Raw genomic sequence first — 20,452 nt, 5'->3', positions numbered from 1 at the left:
TGATGAAAAAGGATCAGGTTCGTTTTTCCCAGCGTTTGCTAAGTGGCATGTTGAGTTTCCTGTTGGCTACCCAACCACTGCTCCCAGCGATGGCCGCCGCCATCACGCCTGAAGGCAATACGCAGATGGATAAAGCCGCCAATGGTGTTCCGGTGGTGAATATTGCCACGCCGAACCAGTCCGGGATTTCACACAATAAATATAACGACTACAACGTGGGAAAAGAGGGGCTGATCCTCAACAACGCGACCGGGCAATTTACCCAGACCCAGCTCGGCGGCATCATCCAGAATAACCCGAACCTGCAACCGGGAAAGGAAGCTTCAGGGATCATCAACGAAGTTACCGGCGCTAACCGTTCGCAGCTTCAGGGCTATACCGAAGTCGCGGGGAAAGCTGCCAACGTCATGGTTGCCAACCCCTATGGCATTACCTGTAATGGTTGTGGATTTATCAACACGCCTAACGCCACGCTGACCACCGGTAAACCCGTGTTGGATGCCAACGGCAACCTACAGTCGCTGGATGTAAGCAAGGGCAGCATTACCATCGAAGGTAAGGGGCTGGATGGTAGTCAGAGCGATGCGGTGTCGATTATTGCCCGTGCCACGGAAATTAATGCTGCGTTGCACGCCAAGGATCTGACGGTTATCGCCGGCGCGAATCGCGTGGCGGCGAATGGCCAGGTGAGCCCGCTGAATGGCGAAGGGGAAGCACCGAAAATTGCGGTAGACACCGGTGCGTTAGGCGGCATGTATGCTAATCGAATTCATCTGGTCTCCAGCGAGAAAGGGCTGGGGGTCAACCTCGGGAATCTGAATGCCCGTCAGGGTGATATCACCCTCAATGCTAACGGGAAATTAACGATCGGCAACAGTCTGGCAAATGGTGGTCTATCCGCCAGTGGCGAAGGCGTCACGTTGACCGGCAGTCATAAGACCGGAAGCGGGATGGTCATCAACAGCACCGGGGCGTTAGCGTTACAGAATGCAAATCTCTCCACCGGCGCAGGCGTGCAGTTGGGCAGCGATGGCAAGGTGACGATCGAGGGGGGCGGGGTTGCCGCAGCTGGCGAGTTGCAGGTGGCTGCTAAACAGGATGTAGCCATTGCGGCAACCACTTTGGTTAGCCAGAAAAACACCTCACTGCGCAGTGACGGTTCGCTGAAAATCACCGACGGCAGCCTGACCAGTAAAGAAAAAATGCATGTTACGGGTACTAATGGGCTGGCGCTGACCCGTTCCACACTGGGGAGTGATACTGATGTCAGCCTTAACAGTCAAGGCGAACTGTCGGCGCATGGGGGATTGCTCTCAGCAGGTAACGGATTAACGCTGAAGGCACAGCGCATAGCTCTGAATAACGCCAGTCGTGCCGATGCGAAGGGCGCATTAAGCCTGACCGGTAGCGACATGAACAACCAGGGACAGGTCAATGCGGGAGGCGCGTTGTCCCTTTCTGGTGGGCACCTCGTTAATGGTGGTCAACTGGCTGCAAATGGCAGTCTTGATGTTTCTGTCAGCAGCCTTAACAACGCAGGTCTGATGCAGGGTAACAGCGTATCGGTCAACAGCGGGGCGCTGGATAATATGGGTACGCTGGCGAGCGGCGGCCAGCTTTCAGTACAAACGGTAGCGCTGAACCAACAGGGGATCCTGAGCGCGAAAAACGATGCGGATATCCGGGCTGATGCCACGCTGAGTAATGGTGGAAAGTTGCTCTCTGATGGCACATTAACGGTGCAGGCCGCGACAGTTGAACAACATGGCGTCCTCTCTGGCAACCAGGGGGTAACGGTCAATGCTGAAAACCTCACCACCGCGAAAGATTCGCTGATCGCCGGGCAACAGGACATACAGTTAAACGTTACGCAAAACCTTAATCTGAACGGTCAGGTTAATGCCGCTGGTGCGCTTAATGTCGACGCAAAGCAGTTGACTACTGGCAAAGACGGTCATTTGCAGAGCGGTCTGGACCTTGCGATTACGGGCAACAACGTGACGCTGAACGGCGTACAGGCGGCTAAAGGTTCGTTGGATGTGACGGCTGACAGGCTCAGTCATGGCGGGAAATCCACTGGGGAACGCGTCGGTTTCAGCGCGCAGCAGTCAGTTGATAACCATGGAGAGCTGCTGGCCGATACTCTGGCGCTCAGTGGGACAACGCTGACCCATAGCGGTAGCGCCAGCGCCGAACGCATCTCGATTATTGCATCTGATGGACTCGCCAGCAGCGGCTCTCTGATCGCCGACACGTTAACTCTCCAGAGTCAGCATGTCGTGAACAGCGGTCTGATGCAGGGCAACACCGCGCTGAACCTGCATACCGACAGACTGGAAAACCTCAGCGGCGGCTCACTCTACAGCAAAGCATCTCTAGCGCTGGATATACCGTATCTGGCTAACCATGGGTTGATTACAACCGACGGTTCATTGCACCTCAACGGTCGCCAGTTGGTTAACGGCGGAGAAATTAACGGCGTTAATCTGCAAAGTGAATATGCGACGATAAAAAACGAAGCCGCGGGACGCCTGCTGGCTGACACGTCATTATCTGTTCACGGACAGCAGACAGATAACCTCGGACTCATGGCCGCCGATACGCTCGCGCTGAACAGTCAGGACGTGAATAACGACGGTAATGTGTTGTCGGTGGGTGAATTAAGTATTAAGAATCAGACTCTCCACAACACTGGCTTGCTGCAGGGCGGTACGCTGAATCTGGAAGCAAATACGTGGCAAAATAGCGGTAATGCGTTGGGTGAAACGGGGGTAACGGCAACAGTACACGACGCGTTCACTAACCAGGGAAAAGTACTCAGTCAACAAGGTATGACCGTGCATGCCGCCAGCGTGAATAACAGCGGAATGCTGGCAGCGAAGGTGCTGGCATTACACGGCGATCTCAGCAACAGTGGGATCCTGCAGGGGAATCAGGCGCTCGCCTGGGATGGGAATCGCTTTACAAACCTTGCTGGTGGGCAGGTGACCAGCGGTGAAGATCTACAGCTCAGCGGAAAGCGTTTTGAAAATGATGGTCAACTAGAGGGCCGTACCGCGGCGATTAGACTGGATAACCTGCGCAATAGCGGCAGCGTTCAGGCACTGGACAGTCTGAAGATTAAGGCTAACGGGCGACTGGATAATCAGGGATCGCTGCGCAGTCTCAACCTGTTTGAGTTGGCTGCGGCACAGTTGTTTAACGACGAAATGATTGCTGCAAAATCCCTGAGCATTTCCGCACCGGAGCTGGTGAATAACGGCATTGTGCAGGGTAATTCGGCGCTACAACTCACCACCCGCAATCTGTTCAATGGTCAGCAGGGACAACTGGTTAGCGGCGCGGGGTTGGATTTAGGCCTCGACATGCTGGAAAACCACGGTCTGCTGCTGACAAATACCGACTTCACACTGCGCGGCAGCAAATTAATTAACGCAGGTGATATTCAGGCCGATTCCCTGAACCTGACGCTGGCGAACTCGGTTGAAAACCAGGGGAGTATGGTGGCGAAACAGGGGGCGTCGATGAATACTGCATCCCTGGATAACCGCGGTACGCTGGCGGCGAAAAGTGTCACTCTGGATGGAAAATCAATCCGTAACAGCGGTCTGGTACAGAGCAACGACAATACCTCGGTTTCTGCGAATACCTTCATCACGGATACCGTAGGTAAATGGCTGGCCGGTAATGCGCTGCTGGTGCATTCCGGTGCGATGGAAAACGCCGGCGTACTGCAAGGCGATACCCTGACATTCACTGCCGACTCGCTGAATAACAGCGGCGTGTTTAACGGTTTGCATGGCCTGGAAGGCAAGCTGTCCGGGCGACTTACCAACCCCGGACACATTCAAAGTGGCGGCGCACTGACGCTTACGGCTGATGATATCAACAGCGCCGGGCGTATTACCGGTGACAGGCTGACACTTGCAGCCTCGACGTTAAACAATACAGGCCTGTGGCAGGGGACGAATGGGCTTACGCTGGCTGGCGATGTGCTCACGACGGGCATTACGTCCCGTACGCTGAGCGGCGGCGCGTTGAGCGTCAATGCCGGCACTATCACGACGCAGGGAACGCTGCAGGGGCAGCAACTTACGCTGACCGCAGATGACTGGCTGCACAAAGGATCGCTGATAAGCCTGGGTAATCTGACGGCTGATGTAAACAACGGCCTTACTACATCAGGCGAAGTGATGAGTCATGGCGGAATGTCACTGACCGCGCAGCAGCTTGATAACAGCGGCAAGCTGCTCAGCGAAAGCGACGTAACGCTAGACGGCGTGCAGCTTAATAACAGTGGCACGGTACAGGGAAATACCCTGACCCTGCAGCAAAACCGGATCCACAATCAGGGTACGCTGACCGGTCTGCAAAGCCTGACGCTAGAGGCTCGTCAGCGTCTGATGGCGCGCATGGCGATGGCTTCACCGCAACAGGAATTGATTAACGCAGCAGGTGGTTCACTGCTGACGCAGGGGACGCTGAAACTCTCTTCTGGCGAGGTGACGAATAACGGCGTGTGGCAAGGGCAGTCTGTTCTGCTCAATGCGCAAACGCTGACAAACAACGGGGCAATACAAAGCGCCGACGCTCTGCAGCTTACGCTCGCAAATAACCTGACGTCTGCGGCGGGCAGCAAAATTACTGCCCTTGGTAACGCGACGCTACAGGCGCTTTCTCTGACTAACGCCGGGCAATGGACGGCGAAAAATCTTACGCTGAAGGGGACAACCCTTGATAACAGTGCGGCGATTAGCGGCGTAAATGCGTTTACGCTTGCCATGAACGGCGCGGTCAGGCAGCAGAAAGCGGGCAGTATGCTGAGCGGGGGCGCGTTGGATCTGACTGCGGCGTCAGTCACCAATGAGGGCAAAATTCAGGGGGCGACGCTGGGCATGACGACCGGCGCATTGACCAACAGCGGACGACTGCAAGGGGATAATGGCGCAACGCTGTCGCTGAGCGGTGATTTGATAAACCAGGTTTCCGGGGAGATTGTCAGCCGCCAGGGGCTGACGCTTTCTACGCCAGTGCTGTCCAACTACGGTTTAATGCAGGGCGGTGGAGAGACCCATCTTAACGCCACAACTCGCGCACTCAATGACGGCAAACTGCTTTCTGGCGCGGGAATGAAGCTGACCACGCCGCAGTATTCCGGCGCAGGCTGGTTACAGGCGGCAAACCTCATTCTGAATGCAGCAACGGCCACCAATAGCGGGAACTGGCTGGCTGACAGCGCCACGCTTGCAGGGACCAGTTTTACCAACCTGGGAACCGCGCAGGCCGGTCAACTGGCGGTGAAATACACGCAACTAACAAATAACGGTACGCTGTTGGGCACCTCGCAACTGAGTGTTAATGCCAGCCAGATTAATCAGAATGCGGTAGGGAAACTGTTCAGCGGCGGCGATCTGTCCGTTGAGAGTCACGGGCTGGGTACGTTGGGGCAGGTGGTTGCGCTGGGTAATCTGACGCTGAAACTGGTGAATGACTTTACTGTGCAAAGCGCTTTTGCCGCGGGTAAAACGCTGACCATTACCAGCGATGGCGCTATCGACAACCGTAGCGTGCTTCAGGGGCAATCGCTCAACCTGACGGCGGGCGGACAGCTCAGCAATAATGGACAAATCACCACTGGCAACGGCGCCAGTTATCTCAGCGGCGACAGCGTAGCGCTCAATACCGCCGGAACGTTACAGGGCGGCGGCGATATTACGCTGGCCAGTCGCGGTAATATTTCAGTCTCTGGTTTCACCGGAACGCGTGGCTCTCTGACGCTCAATGCACCGGGTGCCATCGTCAATACGGCGCTGTTGTACGCGGCAAATAATCTGGCGCTATATGCTAACACCATTACCAACCAGCGCGGCGATATCCTCGCGGGAAACAATCTGTGGATGCAGCGAGATGCGGCGGGAAATGCCAACAGCGAAGTGGTCAACACCTCCGGTAATATCGAAACCCAGAACGGTGATATCACCATCAAAACCGGGCATCTGCTGAATCAGCGGGATGGGCTTACTATCAGTCAGAGAAAGCAGGAATTTTCTAATGCATTACCTTCGGGACCATTTTTATTTTCAAGCACGATCGGTGATGGTAAGAAAAAGCCGGATGTTGAGCTTAGTTTGCAGGAATGGCTGAAGTCCCCTGAGAATATTATCTGGAGCTATTGGGGGGAAAGATGTGCCGGAAATAGTCAGATCTGCCACGATATATATAAGTATCTTTTACTTGGGAATGATATTCGTCGTTTTATATTAAGTGAATTAATAGTTGAAGCGAATGCTACGGGGGATGCCGCACGTATTGCCGCAGGTCGGGACATTGTTATCGACGCTACAATAATGGATAACCGTGCAAGTCATGTTCTTTCGGACAGAGATGCATTACTGAGTGGAGATTCGTTGAATAATCTTTCTGCCGAAGCTGGGCATGAAATCGTTTATCAAGAGGCTGAATACCGGTGTGAGTGGTTCTCTGATAACTGCAATGTAACCCCTTTGAAACTAAAGGACTCTCCAAAATACGGTAAATGGTATCAGTCCACTAATACTTACGGAATATCAGCTTTACCCACTAAAAATGGCTTCGAATACATAGGGGTTCCGTATATTTTAGGGGGGATTAAAAAAGAGTTTACAGCTGATAGTGAATCATACCGCTCAGTGATTAGTGCGGGTGGGAATATCACAGCGACGTTCACTAATGACATTAGTAATACCAGCATCACGGCAAACAGTGGAGTTGGCATCACTATTTCTGTGCCTACCCTCAACACCCTCAGCAACCAAACCATCAGTAATGGGGTGCAAAAGCAGGCGTTGGCAGGCAATGACACGGTAAGTGTCAGCTCTCCACAGTGGAACGATCGACTGCATGACGTATTGCAGAAGATTAACGGCGGCGGCGCGCTGGAGAGCAGCGGCGTATCAGACGCTACGCTCAACCCTGTTTCTACCACGCAGAAAGGTAACGCTAGCCTCGGTCAACTCAATGGCCTGATTAACCCAGGCGAGAAGGGCGTGAATGCCGCTGGGATAAATCAGGGCAAAACGGTGGATACCAGCGCTTATCCGTTGCCTTCCGGAAAGAACGGGTATTTCGTCGTCTCTGACGATCCGAAAAGCCCGTATCTGATCAACGTTAACCCGAAACTGAATGGTCTTGGTCAGCTCGATCCCAGCCTGTTTGGTGATTTGAATGCAATGCTGGGTATCAAACCTGGTGAAGCGCCGCGTGAAACCAATATTGCGTATACCGATCAAAACCAGTTCCTGGGATCGGCCTATATGCTCGATCGTCTCAAACTGAACCCTGAATATGACTACCGTTTCCTCGGTGATGCGGCGTTCGATACCCGCTATGTTAGTAACGCCATGCTGAATAAGACGGGAAGTCGATACATCAACGGCATTGGTTCTGACCTTGACCAGATGCGTTATCTGATGGATAGCGCTGCAAGTACTCAGCAGTCGCTGGGACTGAAATTTGGGGTGGCGCTGACGGCAGATCAGATAGCGTCCCTTGAGCACAGTATGCTGTGGTGGGAAGCCGCCACCGTCAACGGTGAGACGGTAATGATACCGAAGCTGTATCTCTCGCCGAAAGATATCACCGTGAACAACGGTAGCGTCATTGCCGGGAATAATGTTCAGCTTACCAGCGGGAATATCACCAACTCCGGCAGTACGCTGTTGGCGAGAAACGACCTCACTCTCGACAGCCAAAACAGTATTAACAACCTTAACAATGGTCTGATGCAGGCCGGGGGCAACCTCGACCTGAGCGCGATTGGTGATATCAATAACGTCAGCTCCGCCATCAGCGGAAAAACGGTGGCGCTGGAAAGCCTGGGCGGCAACATCAATAATCTGACGCTGGCAGAACAGATTGATGTGAGTGCCAGGGACAAATACCGCAATGTGAGCTTTAAAGATACTCTGCTGGGGGCTACGGCATCGATAACCGCGCAGGACGGATTGTCGCTCTCGGCAGGCAAAGATATCACTGTTACTGGCGCGAATCTCTCTGCAGGTGGCTCATTGCTGATGGATGCGTGGGGGGATATTGCGGTAAATGCCAACCAGATTAACGATGCCCGGAGTCGCTCCGGACGCTGGATAACTGAGACTGGTCGGTCGTCAGTAGACTGGCAGGGTAGCGCCATCAGCGCGGGCGGTAACCTCGGTATCAATGCCGGGAATAACCTCAATATCACCGCCAGCGATGTTAAAGCGGGAGGGAATGCTCAGCTAACAGCGGGTAACGATCTCAATCTGAATGCAGCTACCACTCAGCAAAGTAGCCGTAACGGGGGCAGTGAATCGCACAGCACCGGGCTTTCCCGTACTACCGTTTCAGCGGGTGACAATCTGGTGTTGAAAGCGGGTCAGGATATTAATTCCCATGCGGCTGGGCTGGCTGCGGAGAATGATGTCGGTCTGCTGGCCGGGCGAGATGTCAACCTGCTGGCTGAAGCAACGACCGACGGCGACAGCTATCGTGCGAAGAAGAAAACCGTAGTCAATGACGCCGTACGCCAGCAGGGAACGGAAATTGCCAGCGGCGGCGACGCCGTCATTATTGCCGGGCGTGATGTAAACGCACAGGCAGCAGATGTTACGGCACAGGCCGATATCGGCGTAACGGCAGGCCGGGATGTGAATCTCACGACCGCCACAGAGAGCGATTATCACTACCAGGAAACCACGAAAACCAAAAAAGGATTCCTTAGTAAAAAGACTACCCATACGATTGAAGAAGACAGCGCTACGCGGGAAAAAGGCGCGCTGCTGAGTGGGAACAATGTAACTGTCACCGCCGGGAATAACATTTTGGTACAGGGCTCAGCCGTTGCCGGTGACGGCAATGTGGCGCTGGGGGCTGGCAACAATGTGGATATTGTTGCCGCCACCAATACCGATACCTCATGGCGCTTTAAAGAGACTAAAAAGAGCGGCCTGATGGGGTCAGGCGGGATCGGCTTCACCATCGGTAGCAGCAAAACCACGCACGATCTGCGCGAAAAAGGCACCACCCAAAGCGAGAGCTTCAGTACTGTCGGCTCAACGGCGGGCAACGTCAGTATCACCGCAGGCCAGCAGGCACATATCGGCGGCGCGGATATCATCGCCCAGAAAGATATTGCTGTTCGCGGCGACAGCGTACTTATTGAACCGGGTCATGACAAACGCACACGTGATGAGAAGTTTGAGCAGAAAACCAGCGGACTGACGGTGGCGCTGTCGGGGGCTGCGGGCAGTGCGGTGAACAGCGCGGTTTCAGCAGCACAGGGAGCAAAACAAAGCAGCGATTCCCGACTAGCGGCACTGCAGGGTACGCAGGCAGTTCTCTCCGGAGTACAGGCCGGGCAGGCTGTGGCTCTGGATCAGGCGAAAGGGACCGCTAAAGACAATACCAATACGATAGGTGTCAGTGCTTCTCTGGGCTCACAGTCCTCAAAATCGACCTCCCACAGTGAGCAGGATTCAACGACGGGAAGTACTCTGAACGCAGGCAACAGCGTCAATATCACGTCCACAGGAAGCGATATTACTATTGCAGGCAGTGAAGTGAAGGCCGGTAAGGATGTGGTGCTGGATGCCACACGTGACGTGAATCTTATCGCTTCGCAGGATACGCAACTGACGACCGGTAAAAACAGCAGCAGCGGTGGCAGTATTGGCGTGGGTATCGGTGTGGGTTCCGGTGGCGCGGGGATCAGCGTCTCGGCGAACGCCAACAGCAGTAAAGGGCGTGAGAAAGGCAACGGCACCTGGCAGAATGAAACCACGGTGGATGCGGGTAATCAGGTCACGATAAACAGCGGGCGGGACACTACGCTTGCTGGTGCGCAGGTCAACGGCAATCAAGTGACGGCAGATGTCGGCCGCGATCTGACGATTACCAGTACGCAGGACAGCGACCACTACGATAGCAAACAGAACAGCGTGAGCGGAGGAGTGGGATATACCTTCGGCGCGGGGACGGCTTCTGCGAGTATCAATGCCAGCCGCGACAGGATGAAGAGCGACTATGATTCGGTGCAGGAGCAGAGCGGGATATTCGCGGGAGACGGTGGCTTTGATATCACCGTGGGCAAGCACACCCAACTGGATGGCGCGGTCATTGCTTCTACCGGTTCAGCGGATAAAAACAGTCTGGATACGGGCACGCTGGGCTTTGGCGATATCCACAATCAGGCAGATTACAAAGTGGATCACCAGGGGGGAGGGATCAGTACGGGAGGCAGTATTGGTCAACAGTTCGCGGGTAATCTGGCGAACGCCCTGATTGCCGGAGGTGGCAGCAGCGGGCATGCGGAAGGAACAACGCAGGCGGCGGTGAGTGAGGGGACGTTAACTGTTCGCGACACGGAAAACCAGAAGCAGGATGTCGCCGGTCTGAGCCGGGATGCGGAGCATGCAAACGGCAGCATCAGTCCTATTTTTGACAAGGAAAAAGAGCAGAGGCGTCTGCAAGAAGTGCAACTGATAGCCCAGATAGGTAACCAGGCGGCGGATATCGCGCGGACGCAAGGTGAGATAAATGGCCTGAACGCGGGTAAAAAAGCACTGGCAAAGGAAGGCATTCCTGAGCCGGATGTGAACGCCAGTGATGAAGAAAAAGCAAGATACCAGACGCAACTACGGAACTCAGCGGCATATAAAACCGAGCAGACGAAATACGGTACGGGCAGTGACGTGCAGCGGGGTATTCAGGCTGCAGTAGGCGCTCTGCAGGGGCTGGCTGGCGGTAATATTGGCGCGGCGCTGGCGGGGGCATCGGCACCGGAGCTTGCCAATATCATAGGCCATAAGGCGGGCCTCAGCGAGGATGATATCGCGGCTAAAGCCATCGCGCATGCGATACTGGGTGGTGCTGCGGCGGCTATGCAGGGGAACAATGTAGCAGCCGGAGCGGCTGGCGCAGCGGCAGGAGAGCTTGCTGCAAATGCGATACTGAAAACGATGTATCCGGGCAAGCACGTCAGTGAGCTGGATGAAAGTGACAGGCAGTTAGTCAGCAATCTTGCGACTATTGCATCCGGGCTGGCAGGTAATCTGGCCGGGGGGGATTCGAAAAGCACGACAACAGGGGCGCAGTCTGGTAAAAATTCAGTTGAGAATAACTACCTTAGCAGTAAGCAGATAGATGCCTGGTCCGCTGAAATGAAGTCCTGTCAGGCGGAAGGCGGTGACTGCGGCGGTATTATCAAAAAGTACGAAGAGTTGAGTACGGCACAGCAGAAGCAACTGATCAGTGACTGTGCAGCCAGCCCGGCAACCTGCCAGCAGAAATACGGTGATGTACTGACTGACAGTCTGGCGGTGAAGCAGGCAATAGATCGTGCTCTGGGTGAAGATATCCCGATCAAGATGGTCTACGATCTGACGGCGACTTTTGCGCAGCAAATGCAGTCCGAAGGGGTTGTCGCGACCAACAAAGTCTCGGAAGCACTCCAGAAAGAATACGGTCTGGATGAAGTTCAGGCGGGAATAGTCGCGAGCGCTGCGGCGTCAGCATTTGGGGGAATTAGTAAGGCTAAAGGGAATTCCCAGCCTAAAATTGAACAAATCCTCAAGCCAGAGAAAAACTGGGAAACTGCTCGAAACAAGGCACTGGATCTTGTAGGTAATTTAGGAGCGGACTCTAAGCCAGTTATCGGACGTTTGGAAGTCAGCGCTGGTAATGGGAAAGTCATAGGGCGGCAATCCAGCGACGGAAAGGTTGGTTGGCGTGTTGATTATGATCCTGAAAAAGGCACACACATCAATATATGGGATTACTCACAAGGTAAAGGCCCTGGAAAAGCGATGAAGCTAGTCATACCTTTTGAAGGCAATGAAAAGTCTTTTGAAACAATATTGAAACAGCTAAACAGGTAGAGCAAATGACTTTATTTGATGAGTGTCGGGAAGCACTGAGTGCTGATTTTAATATAGTAGAGGGGCTGGCTCAGCAGGAGGCTCTGGGCATTTTAAATAAGTATCCTCTCGCGAAAGGAAGTGTTACTTGGTCAGAGATCAGGCATTCTGATTATGAGAGTTTTGATGAGCTATTGAGTGCAAACTCTGTAAAAAATGATGACATGTTTGTCTTTGCAGATGATGCAAGTATTCCAGTTTTTAGGTCAAATCTAAGATTAATCGCTGAAAATATCTATGACGTAACAGCTTTATCGCCCAAATTATTCATTTTTAATGATGAAGTGATAATACAACCTTTATTCCCAACTGATATGTTCCGTTTAGGAATCAAGAAATAGTGGGAAAGCTCGCAAATCCCGACCCTTATGCCGGGATTTTTTTTTGCGCGTCATCTGCCACAGCTTTACACGGTTTTCCTCTCAACAGCGGGACGGGGTAACAACGCAAAAAAAGCCCGTGGAGAAAATGCAACAGGAAAGACCGGTTGTAACTCACGGAAAGAACAGGGAAAAACCGTTATCATCACAGCAATGTACACCGGAGCGAGTTGTTGTTGAGAATAATTTCCTGAGCAGTACCTCCTCGGAAAAACGTGATGCTTTGGCAGAGAAAGTCTTAAAAGGCGATAAATCCCTGCAAACCGCGAAAGAGTTTTTACAACTTGAGAATGCCGATAAACGTAGCGATGCACTGGTTGCTAAGTTCAATAAAGAACCAGCGGAGTTGAGCACGGCAGAGCGAACCGAGTTGGTAAGTTATTTGAAAATATATGCATCTGACATGCAGGCTAAATATGGTGAGGCAGTAACTAAAGAGCTGATCGCAGGAATGCTGACTGGGCAGGATTATATGAAGTCAGCGCCACAGACAGAGGCGCAGCAGAAAGCACAAACCATCATGAATACATGGGGTTATCATAAATCCAATGCCAGTATTGGAGACCCGGTATTGTTATTTGGCAGCAGTGTCCTTGGCACCACAATAAAAGAAGGTATGGCGGTTAATGCGGCAATCGGTGTGGGCGTGAATACGGGCGTACAACTTAGCGGGAATGATCCTTTCAGCTATGTTGATGCAATTCTCGCCGGTGTGACAGCTGCCGCGACTACAGGTAAAAGTTGGCAGGCATCAGCAGCGATCAATATGGGAGGTGCTGCGATTGGCAGTGCGATTAAAGGGGAAGATCCGACTAACTCTGTGATAAGTACTGGCTTTGGTAGTGCGGCTGGTAGTTTAGGGGGAAAAGTTGTTGATTCATTGTCTCCGGTAACTGATCAAGTGACAAAGGATGTTATTGGTGCAGTTACAGGTTCTACTGCTTCTGAACTTACAGGAAAAGCTGTAAAAGATGAATTAGACAAGCGGGAGAAGAAGCAATGAATCTCTTCAGCAAGGTTGGTACCCTTTGGCTTCTTTTCTTGGTTGTGTACTGTACTGCCTTAATCTCTGTTGTTCTTTTCATATGCCAACTAGGAGTGTCAACAATTTTCTACTTCAAGGATGGGGCATTCCTTTTTTCATGGGAAGAGGCATTATATATCGCATTGAAAAAAGGGAGCATCGCAGGAGTAGTATTAGGTGCTGGAGTATGGTTGAAAAATAAATTGCATGAGCGTCATAGGAAATAATAGTTGTTGAGAATAACTCGCTCAGTGGTGACCGGGCCCGTGAAGCGGCGAAACAGGCCGCTGAATCGCTGAAAAATCAAGTCAGGGAAAAGCTGGGTGACGGTACAACCTCTTCCATCGCGAACGGTATTATCAATGCCCTCGCTGATACCGGTGATGCAGCACTAGGCTCAGCGGATTATGTTGCTGATGCGGCCATGGCGCTGGCAGCCTGTGCTGCGGGTGATAGTTACTGAAGCAAGGCCATGAGTGACCTGGCCGGGAAGAATCAGGTGGTGGCGGATACGGTTACTGCGCTGATGAAGAGTGAAACCTGGTCGGCGATAGCGGACACAGTTAAAGACGCTTCATCAGGGAACCAGGTTGCGCTTGAAGCGCCAGGTGGTTTGCTGGCTTGCATTATATTGCCAGGTTAGATAGTACCTGGCTCAGTAACTCGAATTGAAACAATATTAAAGTCTGAGAAAAACTGGGAAAGTGCTCGAAATAAGGCGCTAAATATTGTAGGTAATTTAGGTGCTGACTCTACACCTGTAATTGGGGGGTTAGAAGCAAGCGTAGGGAATGGAAAAATAATTGGACGCCAATCGAAGGGATGGACTCGCGGTCTGGCCGCCATCCTGGAGGGGGAGTGGCGGCGAGGATAAATGCTCGATGGCGCTTCGCTTAGCAGGCTAGCAGGGGAATCATTATTTTTTGCTGTTTAATCACCGGAATATCCCCTAAATCATTTAATGCTCCGGGAAAAGACTTTAACTACTTTCCTTCTTTACTACACTATTTAACCTGTGGCTGTTATACCGAGCTGAATAAAAACACAGTCATTTAAATAAGGGCTGATTTATTAAATACGAAGCGGCTCCAGAAAATAGTGTTGATATATGCAACGTATTGCAGCCAATAAAACAGATCGCGAACCATGAAATAAGAATGCTATCATTCACACCAGACGCGGCAGGCAACTGCTGACACACGCATTTACCCCGGAGCACCCGATGAACAACGACATTCCGCTAAAATTTTATGATATCGCCGACGAATACGCGACTGAAGCGGCAAAGCCGGTGAGCGATACAGAACGCGACGCACTGGCACTCTACTTCCAGCAGTTGATCACTCGTTTGATGAACAATGAAGAGATCAGCGAAGAAGCGCAGCAGGAGATGGCAACCGAGGCCGGAGTCGACGCACAGCGTATCGATGATATCGCGGAGTTCCTCAATCGTTGGGGTAACGAGTAGCCAAAGACATGGCCTGTGTTTTACACTGCGCGCAAATTGAGTAGGTATACTCTACAAGTAATAGGTTTAATCAGGCGGAAACAGCAATGAACGGAACAATCACAACGTGGTTTAAAGATAAAGGCTTTGGATTTATCAAAGATGAAAACGGCGACAACCGCTATTTTCATGTGATTAAGGTTGCTAATCCTGAGCTGATCAAGAAAGACGCGGCGGTGACCTTTGAGCCTACCACCAACAACAAAGGCTTATCTGCCTACGCGGTAAAAGTCATACCCGACAGCAAATACATCTATATCGCCGGTGAGCGTCTGAAGCTCACGGCGATCAAGTCTTACCTGGTCTACAGCGAAGAAGTCCCTGCTGAGACTCGTATCGACAAAGAAAATGCGGTGCTGTCCGTTGGTGTGCTGATGAACAGCATCCGACCGAAATCAGACGTGAAGCCTGGTGAAATGCGCACGCTGAAAAAGCTGGCCATCACCACCTTCCAGGGCACGACGCTGATCTTCTCGGAAGATGAAATCGACATCGACGAGACGGTGAAACTGCTTAAGGTCTGAAGCCCTTCAGAGTGAATGAAAACCGAAATCCTGCTCTCTTCAGAAGCGGGGTTTCGGTTTTTTTATGCGTATTTTTGTCAGAAGGGAATATCCATTTGAGCCAAATAGCAAATTCCATTCTGTTTTTTTATTTTGACGAGGCACCTGGAATTACCACGTCATCCATCAGTATGTAACGTGCTTCCTGGCGCGTGTATTGATCGATTAACGGCACAAGTCGCCGGAAATGCTCACTAGCACAATGTTCATCGAGAGCCGCGTGGTTTGGCCATTCTTCGATAAAAATAAAATGCCCCGGATCTTTTTCATCAATATAGAGGTCATAAGCAATGCATTGCGGTTCTTTCTTCGTCGCCGATATTAGCTCACGGTACCAAGGAAGAACGGTTTCAATATACTCAGGTTTGATGAAATCTTCGGCAATGACCTTTAACATGCAGCCTCCTGGCAGAAAACGAATGCACACTATGTGATGAAGATATATTTAGGGCAAGACGCCACAGTGTTATATCGGTCGGTGAGTGAGTTATCTCAGCTATTAATCCGATGATCCGCTTAACTGTGATCCATCTCACCTCCCGGCAACCAAAATCTCCTGCGACTCAACGCCGTCCTCTATCTGTTTCGCCACCTTTTGTAAGGCCGGAAGATGTTTTTCCGCGGCCTGTTCGATGGTCATGGCGCTGGCCATATACACCAGATTCAGGCAGCCGATCACCCGCTGTTCACTGCGAATGGGGACGGCGATGGAGGCGATTTTCTCCTCCTGATCCCAACCGCGAAAGTTCTGGCCAAAACCGTCTTTGCGCGCACGGCTCAAAATGGCGTCGAGCTTCAGCGGTTCGCGCGCCAACTGGAACTCATCTCCCGGTCGTGAAGCCAGCATTTCAATCAGTTCCTGACGTTCATTCTCCGGGCTAAATGCCAGCCAGGTCAGGCCGGATGCGGTTTTCAGCAGCGGCAAACGACGCCCGACCATCGCCCGATGAAACGACAGGCGGCTGAAGCGATGGGTGGTTTCACGCACCACCATCGCGTCCACATCCAGCGTGGAAACGTCGGTCGGCCAGATGACCTCGCGCAGCAAATCTCCCAACAGCGGGGCGGCGAGCGCAGAAATCCACTGCTCGTCACGAAATCCCTCACTGAGCTGACGGACCTTAATGGTTAAGCGAAAGCTGTCATCGGACAGACTGCGCCGGACGTAACCCTCATCCTGCAGGGTTTCCAGTAGTCGCCTGACCGTGGTGCGGTGCAGGCCGCTCAGCTCTGCCAGCAGGCCAACGCTGGCCCCGCCGTCGAGACGATTTAACATATTTAATAACATTAGTCCGCGCGTTAACCCGCGCACGGTTTTGTATTCGGTACCGTCGTCACTTTTCATATTTATTGACAAATCTACAGTTAAAACAACGTTGTGCACTTAGTGCACATCCAGGCATGTTTTGATTGTAGCGCAAAAACTCACTTCTATACTGACCGCACAATAAAAAAATATTCACATTCTTTTAACAAAAACAATTGCGCCTCACCAGGGTCTGCAATTGCATTTTGTCCGAGTAGTGAGGTTCTGAAATGACAACAATAAATCCAGATATCCAACCCGCTGTGCAGCACACCGTGCAGGTAGCGATTGCCGGAGCCGGTCCGGTAGGGCTGATGATGGCGAACTATCTTGGCCAGATGGGCATTGAGGTGTTGGTGGTGGAGAAGCTCGATACCCTTATCGACTATCCTCGCGCCATCGGCATTGACGATGAAGCGCTGCGCACCATGCAGTCCGTCGGTCTGGTCGAAAATGTTCTGCCGCACACCACGCCGTGGCATGCGATGCGCTTTCTCACCCCGAAAGGGCGCTGTTTTGCTGATATCCAGCCGATGACCGACGAATTTGGCTGGTCGCGCCGCAACGCGTTTATTCAGCCGCAGGTAGACGCGGTGATGCTGGAAGGGCTGTCGCGTTTTCCCAACGTGCGCTGCCTGTTCTCCCGCGAACTGGAAGCCTTCAGCCAGCAAAATGGTGAAGTGACGTTGAACCTGAAAGCGCCGGATGGCCAGCGTGAAACGGTGAAAGCTCAGTGGCTGGTGGCCTGCGACGGTGGGGCCAGCAACGTCAGACGTTCGCTGAATGTGCCATTTGAAGGCAAAACCGCGCCGAATCAGTGGATTGTGGTGGATATTGCTAACGATCCGCTCAGCACGCCGCATGTGTATCTGTGCTGCGATCCGGTGCGCCCGTATGTCTCCGCCGCGCTGCCGCACGCGGTGCGGCGCTTTGAATTTATGGTGATGCCAGGGGAAACCGAAGCGCAGCTCAGCGAACCGCAGAATATGCGCCAGCTTTTGAGCAAAGTGCTGCCGAACCCGGACAACGTCGAGCTGATCCGCCAGCGCGTATATACCCATAACGCACGTCTGGCCGAACGTTTTCGCATTGACCGCGTGCTGCTGGCGGGCGATGCGGCGCACATTATGCCGGTCTGGCAGGGGCAGGGTTACAACAGCGGCATGCGCGATGCCTTCAATCTGGCGTGGAAACTGGCGCTGGTGATTGAGGGTAAAGCCGGTGATGCGCTGTTGGATTCCTACCAGCAGGAACGCCGCGACCACGCCAAAGCGATGATCGATCTCTCGGTGACCGCAGGCAACGTACTTGCGCCGCCGAAACGCTGGCACGGCGCGGTGCGCGACGGGGTTTCCTGGCTGCTGAACTACATTCCGCCGGTCAAACGCTACTTCCTTGAAATGCGCTTTAAGCCGATGCCGCAGTACCACGCCGGGGCGCTGGTGCGTGAAGGCGACGCGAAAACCTCTCCCGTTGGCAAGATGTTTATCCAGCCGAAGGTAACGCTGGAATCAGGTGAAGTGACGCTGCTCGACAACGTCATCGGGCCGAATTTCGCGGTGATCGGTTGGGGCTGTAACCCGCTGTGGGGCATGAGCGAGGCGCAGATCCAACAGTGGCAGGCGCTGGGGACGCAGTTTATCCAGGTGGTGCCGGATACACAGATACAAACCGATCAGGATAACCACGACGGCGTTACCCGCATTGGCGATACGCAAAACCGCCTGCGCACGTGGTTTGCCCAGCACAACGCCGCGCTGGTGGTGATACGCCCGGACCGCTTTGTGGCCGCCATCGCCATTCCGCAAACCCTGGGCAGTACCCTGAATAAACTGGCGTCGGTGATGACGCTCACCCGCGTTAATGCCCACATTCCCGCTGAAAAGGTGGCCTGATATGCACGCTTATCTTCACTGTCTTTCCCACTCGCCGCTGGTGGGTTACGTCGACCCGGCGCAGGCCGTGCTCGACGAGGTTAACGGTGTGATCGCCAGCGCCCGGGCACGTATTGCGGCGTTCGACCCTGAACTGGTGGTGCTGTTTGCCCCCGATCACTACAACGGATTTTTCTACGACGTGATGCCGCCGTTCTGTTTAGGCGTAGGCGCTACGGCGATCGGCGATTTCGGCAGCGCGGCGGGGGAGCTGCCGGTGCCGACAGATCTCGCTGAAGCCTGCGCCCACGCGGTAATGAAAAGCGGCATCGATCTCGCCGTGTCCTACAACATGCAGGTCGATCACGGCTTCGCGCAGCCGCTGGAGTTTTTGCTCGGCGGTCTGGATAACGTGCCGGTGCTGCCAGTGTTTATTAACGGCGTCGCCACGCCGCTGCCGGGCTTTCAGCGTACCCGCATGCTCGGTGAAGCGATTGGCCGATTCGCCAGCTCGCTGAATCAGCGTGTGCTGTTTTTAGGCTCCGGCGGCCTGTCGCATCAGCCGCCGGTCCCGGAGCTGGCGAAGGCCGATGCCCATATGCGCGACCGCCTGCTCGGCAGCGGCAAACAACTGCCTGAAAACGAGCGCGAGCTGCGCCAGCAGCGGGTGATCAGCGCCGCCGAGAAGTTTGTGGCCGATCAACACACGCTGCATCCGCTTAACCCTGTCTGGGATAACCGCTTTATGACGCTGCTTGAACAGGGACGTTTGCAGGAGCTGGACGCGGTCAGTAACGAAGAACTGTCCGCGATGGCGGGCAAATCAACGCACGAAGTTAAAACCTGGGTTGCTGCCTTCGCCGCAATTTCTGCCTTTGGCAACTGGCGCAGCGAAGGCCGTTATTACCGCCCGATCCCAGAGTGGATCGCTGGATTCGGCTCCCTGAGCGCCACCACACAGAACTGAAACAGAACTGAATATGCAGGAGAACATCATGACTTACCAACCGCAAACCGAAGCCGCAACCAGTCGTTTTCTGCAGGTGCAGGAAGCAGGCGAAACGCTGCGCGTGCATTTCAATGACTGTGGGCAGGGCGAAGAGACCGTCGTGCTGTTGCATGGATCTGGTCCGGGTGCGACGGGCTGGGCGAACTTCAGCCGCAATATCGATCCGCTGGTGGAGGCTGGATACCGGGTGATCCTGCTGGATTGTCCTGGCTGGGGCAAAAGCGATGGCATCGTTAACCGCGGTTCGCGATCCGATCTTAATGCTCGCATCCTGAAAAGCGTGGTCGATCAGTTGGATATTCAGAAAATCCATCTGCTGGGCAACTCGATGGGGGGCCACAGTGCCGTGGCGTTCACCCTGAGCTGGCCGGAGCGTGTGGGCAAGCTGGTGCTGATGGGCGGCGGGACGGGGGGCATGAGCCTGTTTACCCCGATGCCGACCGAAGGCATCAAGCGCCTGAATCAGCTGTACCGCGAACCGACCATCGAGAACCTGAAGCTGATGATGGAGATCTTTGTCTTCGACACCAGCGACTTGACCGAGGCGCTGTTTGAGGCGCGTCTGAATAACATGCTGTCGCGTCGCGATCACCTGGAAAACTTTGTCCACAGCCTTGAAGCCAACCCGAAACAGTTTCCGGATTTCAGCCCGCGCCTGGGCGAAATCAAAGCCCAGACCCTGATTGTCTGGGGACGCAACGACCGCTTCGTGCCGATGGACGCCGGCCTGCGCCTGCTCTCCGGGATTGCCGGGTCTGAGCTGCACATCTACCGCGACTGCGGGCACTGGGCACAGTGGGAACATGCGGATGCTTTTAACCAGCTGGTGCTGAACTTCCTCGCACGCCCTTAAGGAACG

General features: G+C 53.5%; 11 protein-coding genes. 9 read left to right on the top strand and 2 right to left on the bottom strand.

The window, feature by feature from the left end; translation table 11 throughout:
* The first annotated feature begins 2 nt into the window (after positions 1 to 2).
* The 6 genes from HV037_RS18710 to HV037_RS18685 all read left to right on the top strand — a co-directional run bounded on the left by HV037_RS18710 (position 3) and on the right by HV037_RS18685 (position 15,365).
* Entirely contained in the window at positions 3 to 11,891 is an 11,889-nt protein-coding gene (locus tag HV037_RS18710; protein WP_103283520.1) for a hemagglutinin repeat-containing protein, read from the top strand.
* A gap of 5 nt (positions 11,892 to 11,896) precedes the next feature.
* Entirely contained in the window at positions 11,897 to 12,271 is a 375-nt protein-coding gene (locus tag HV037_RS18705) for a hypothetical protein (RefSeq protein WP_000171782.1), read from the top strand.
* A 127-nt stretch (positions 12,272 to 12,398) separates the two neighbouring features.
* Positions 12,399 to 13,313, top strand: a complete 915-nt coding sequence (locus tag HV037_RS18700) for a hypothetical protein (protein WP_247799040.1) — start codon at positions 12,399 to 12,401, stop codon at positions 13,311 to 13,313.
* 493 nt (positions 13,314 to 13,806) lie between these two features.
* Positions 13,807 to 13,977 carry a hypothetical protein gene (locus tag HV037_RS24675; RefSeq protein WP_230851692.1) on the top strand — a complete coding sequence of 57 codons (171 nt, stop codon included), beginning with the start codon at positions 13,807 to 13,809 and terminating at the stop codon, positions 13,975 to 13,977.
* A 579-nt stretch (positions 13,978 to 14,556) separates the two neighbouring features.
* Positions 14,557 to 14,802 (top strand): DUF2543 family protein, encoded by a 246-nt coding sequence (locus tag HV037_RS18690; protein ID WP_019076120.1) that lies wholly within the window; start codon positions 14,557 to 14,559, stop codon positions 14,800 to 14,802.
* Positions 14,803 to 14,888: 86 nt separating this feature from the next.
* Positions 14,889 to 15,365, top strand: coding sequence for a cold shock domain-containing protein (locus tag HV037_RS18685; protein ID WP_016151966.1), 477 nt, complete (start codon positions 14,889 to 14,891; stop codon positions 15,363 to 15,365).
* A 127-nt stretch (positions 15,366 to 15,492) separates the two neighbouring features.
* On the opposite strand, the gene HV037_RS18680 is transcribed toward HV037_RS18685, so the two are convergent.
* Together HV037_RS18680 and HV037_RS18675 are read right to left on the bottom strand one after the other, a co-directional pair.
* On the bottom strand, positions 15,493 to 15,801 hold the full coding sequence (locus HV037_RS18680; protein ID WP_046275619.1) for a putative quinol monooxygenase: 309 nt from the start codon (positions 15,799 to 15,801) through the stop codon (positions 15,493 to 15,495).
* Between the two features lie 135 nt (positions 15,802 to 15,936).
* Entirely contained in the window at positions 15,937 to 16,749 is an 813-nt protein-coding gene (locus tag HV037_RS18675) for a DNA-binding transcriptional regulator (protein WP_046275638.1), read from the bottom strand.
* 191 nt (positions 16,750 to 16,940) lie between these two features.
* Here HV037_RS18675 and HV037_RS18670 point away from each other — a divergent pair, with 191 nt between their 5' ends.
* The 3 genes from HV037_RS18670 to mhpC are packed head-to-tail and all read left to right on the top strand — an operon-like array spanning position 16,941 to position 20,446.
* A complete protein-coding gene (locus HV037_RS18670) occupies positions 16,941 to 18,605 on the top strand; it encodes a bifunctional 3-(3-hydroxy-phenyl)propionate/3-hydroxycinnamic acid hydroxylase (protein ID WP_103283521.1) in 1,665 nt (554 codons plus the stop codon).
* A gap of 1 nt (position 18,606) precedes the next feature.
* On the top strand, positions 18,607 to 19,551 hold the full coding sequence (mhpB, locus tag HV037_RS18665; RefSeq protein WP_046275617.1) for a 2,3-dihydroxyphenylpropionate/2,3-dihydroxicinnamic acid 1,2-dioxygenase: 945 nt from the start codon (positions 18,607 to 18,609) through the stop codon (positions 19,549 to 19,551).
* Positions 19,552 to 19,579: 28 nt separating this feature from the next.
* Positions 19,580 to 20,446: a 2-hydroxy-6-oxonona-2,4-dienedioate hydrolase gene (gene mhpC / locus HV037_RS18660; RefSeq protein WP_016151973.1), complete on the top strand. Its 867-nt coding sequence runs from the start codon at positions 19,580 to 19,582 to the stop codon at positions 20,444 to 20,446.
* The last annotated feature ends 6 nt before the right edge of the window (positions 20,447 to 20,452 follow it).

The sequence above is a fragment of the Citrobacter sp. RHBSTW-00017 genome, from assembly GCF_013797615.1.
Classification (GTDB): domain Bacteria; phylum Pseudomonadota; class Gammaproteobacteria; order Enterobacterales; family Enterobacteriaceae; genus Citrobacter; species Citrobacter braakii.
This window is presented reverse-complemented; position numbering and strand designations above follow the sequence as displayed.

Bases quoted from the DNA above. Each gene is read 5' to 3' on its own strand.
- HV037_RS18675 (WP_046275638.1), bottom strand. From the start codon at position 16,749: ATGAAAAGTGACGACGGTACCGAATACAAAACCGTGCGCGGGTTAACG.
- HV037_RS18710 (WP_103283520.1), top strand. From the start codon at position 3: ATGAAAAAGGATCAGGTTCGTTTTTCCCAGCGTTTGCTAAGTGGCATG.
- HV037_RS18705 (WP_000171782.1), top strand. From the start codon at position 11,897: ATGACTTTATTTGATGAGTGTCGGGAAGCACTGAGTGCTGATTTTAAT.
- HV037_RS18690 (WP_019076120.1), top strand. From the start codon at position 14,557: ATGAACAACGACATTCCGCTAAAATTTTATGATATCGCCGACGAATAC.
- HV037_RS18680 (WP_046275619.1), bottom strand. From the start codon at position 15,801: ATGTTAAAGGTCATTGCCGAAGATTTCATCAAACCTGAGTATATTGAA.
- HV037_RS24675 (WP_230851692.1), top strand. From the start codon at position 13,807: ATGAGTGACCTGGCCGGGAAGAATCAGGTGGTGGCGGATACGGTTACT.
- HV037_RS18700 (WP_247799040.1), top strand. From the start codon at position 12,399: ATGCAACAGGAAAGACCGGTTGTAACTCACGGAAAGAACAGGGAAAAA.
- mhpB (WP_046275617.1), top strand. From the start codon at position 18,607: ATGCACGCTTATCTTCACTGTCTTTCCCACTCGCCGCTGGTGGGTTAC.
- mhpC (WP_016151973.1), top strand. From the start codon at position 19,580: ATGACTTACCAACCGCAAACCGAAGCCGCAACCAGTCGTTTTCTGCAG.
- HV037_RS18685 (WP_016151966.1), top strand. From the start codon at position 14,889: ATGAACGGAACAATCACAACGTGGTTTAAAGATAAAGGCTTTGGATTT.
- HV037_RS18670 (WP_103283521.1), top strand. From the start codon at position 16,941: ATGACAACAATAAATCCAGATATCCAACCCGCTGTGCAGCACACCGTG.